This window comes from Roseomonas rosulenta (assembly GCF_016106005.1).
Classification (GTDB): Bacteria; Pseudomonadota; Alphaproteobacteria; order Acetobacterales; family Acetobacteraceae; genus Neoroseomonas; species Neoroseomonas rosulenta.
Window position 1 is genome coordinate 1 of sequence record NZ_JACADR010000496.1, and the last position, 1,673, is coordinate 1,673.

Below are 1,673 nucleotides of genomic sequence, written 5' to 3' on the forward strand. Positions count from 1 at the left end.
CCCGGCCGGGCAACGACGCGGGCATGCCGCGCCGGATCGATCGCGAACCGCGCCGCGCCGGCCCGCGAGCCCGGCCCCCGCCGCCGCGCCCCATTGCCCCGGCCCATGGCGATGATGCCCGAATGCGATTGGCGCCCCCGCGCCGGGCGCGCCCATATGCACGCCAGAAGAAGGACGCATCGCCATGCCCGACACCCTGCCGCAGCCTGCCCCGCCCCGCACCGCCATCCACCCCGGCGCGCGCATCGGCCATGTCCACCTCAAGGTCGCCAATCTCGACCGGGCGCTGGCCTTCTGGCGCGACGTGATCGGGCTCGAGGAGCAGCAGCGCCTGGGCGACCAGGCGGTGTTCCTCTCGGCCGGCGGCTACCACCACCACATCGCGCTCAACACCTGGGAGAGTCGCGACGGCGCCTGGCCGCCGCCGGGCACGACGGGGCTGTTCCACGTGGCGCTGGTCTATCCCGACCGCGCGGCGCTGGCGGTGGCGCTGAGGCGGCTGCTCGACGCCGGCTGGCCGCTCGAAGGCGCCTCCGACCACGGCGTGTCCGAGGCGCTGTACCTGCGCGACCCGGACGGCAACGGGGTGGAGCTGTACCGCGACCGCGCCGAGGCCGAATGGCCGCGCGACGCGGCCGGGCGCCTCGCCATGGTCACCCGCCGGCTCGACCTGAACGCGCTGCTGGCCGAGGCGGCCTGACCGACCCCGAGCGAGGGGTGGAATGATCGCATTTCCGTGCCAAATTGGCGCGGGAAGGCCCGACCCGCCCATGATCCGACCCGCGCCCACCCCTCTGCCCGGCCGCGCCGGGCGCCGTGCCCTGCTCGCGCTGCCGCTCGCCTCCGCCGGCTGCGCCACCGGCCTGGGCGAGCCCCTGCCCGGCCCGCCCAAGGGCCGCATCGCGCTGTTCCGCGGCATCGGGGACATATCGACCGGCCTTGACGACCTGGCGCGCAGGCTGCGCGAGGGCGGCTATGCCGCCACGGTGCACAACCACCTCGCGCGCGACGACGTGACCGAGCGCCTGCTGCGCCTGGCCGAGGCCGGGCGCCTGCCGCGGCCGCTGTGCCTGGGCGGCCATTCGCTCGGCGCCGATGCGGCGATCGAGGCCTCCGCCAGCCTCTGGGCGGCCGGGATCGCGACCGAGGAGCTGGTCACGCTCGACCCCGTGCTGGTCGGCGATGTCGCCGCGGGGCCGCGGCACGTGACGAACTTCTACCAGGCCGGCAACGGCTTCGGCCGGCCGCTGCAGCCCGCGCCCGGCTTCACCGGCGCGATCGAGAACATCGACCTGCGCGACCGGCCGGGCCTGTGGCACTTCAACATGGATGCCGACGCCGAGATCCATCGCCGCATCCTGATGCGGATCCGGGACCTGCGCCGCGCGCTGCTGGCCGGCCCGTCGCCGCGCGCGCCCTGAGGGCGGGTCAGCCCGCTTCCTCGCGCAGCATCTCGAGCTCGAGCCAGCGCTCCTCCGCCGCCGCCAGCGCCGCCTGGGCGGTGGCCAGCGCCTGCGTCGCCGCGGCGAAGCCGGCGGGGTCGCGTGCATAGAAGGCGCTGTCGGCGACCTTGCGCTCCAGCGCCGCGACCTCGGCCGAGAGCGTCTCCATGCGCGCCGGCAGCGTCTTCAACTCATGCTGGTCCTTGGCGTTCAGGCCCCGGCGCCGGGGCG

2 protein-coding genes and 1 pseudogene are annotated in these 1,673 nt (G+C 75.8%); 2 read left to right on the top strand and 1 reads right to left on the bottom strand.

Going from position 1 to position 1,673, the window contains the following annotated elements; all coding sequences use genetic code 11:
- Nucleotides 1-184 precede the first annotated feature (184 nt).
- Entirely contained in the window at nt 185-700 is a 516-nt protein-coding gene (locus tag HW578_RS26250) for a VOC family protein (protein WP_198373651.1), read from the top strand.
- A gap of 70 nt (nt 701-770) precedes the next feature.
- Nucleotides 771-1,421 carry a hypothetical protein gene (locus HW578_RS26255; protein WP_198373652.1) on the top strand — a complete coding sequence of 217 codons (651 nt, stop codon included), beginning with the start codon at nt 771-773 and terminating at the stop codon, nt 1,419-1,421.
- 7 nt (nt 1,422-1,428) lie between these two features.
- On the opposite strand, the pseudogene HW578_RS26260 reads toward HW578_RS26255, so the two are convergent.
- Nucleotides 1,429-1,673: pseudogene (locus HW578_RS26260) on the bottom strand (ABC transporter ATP-binding protein); the annotation flags it as partial.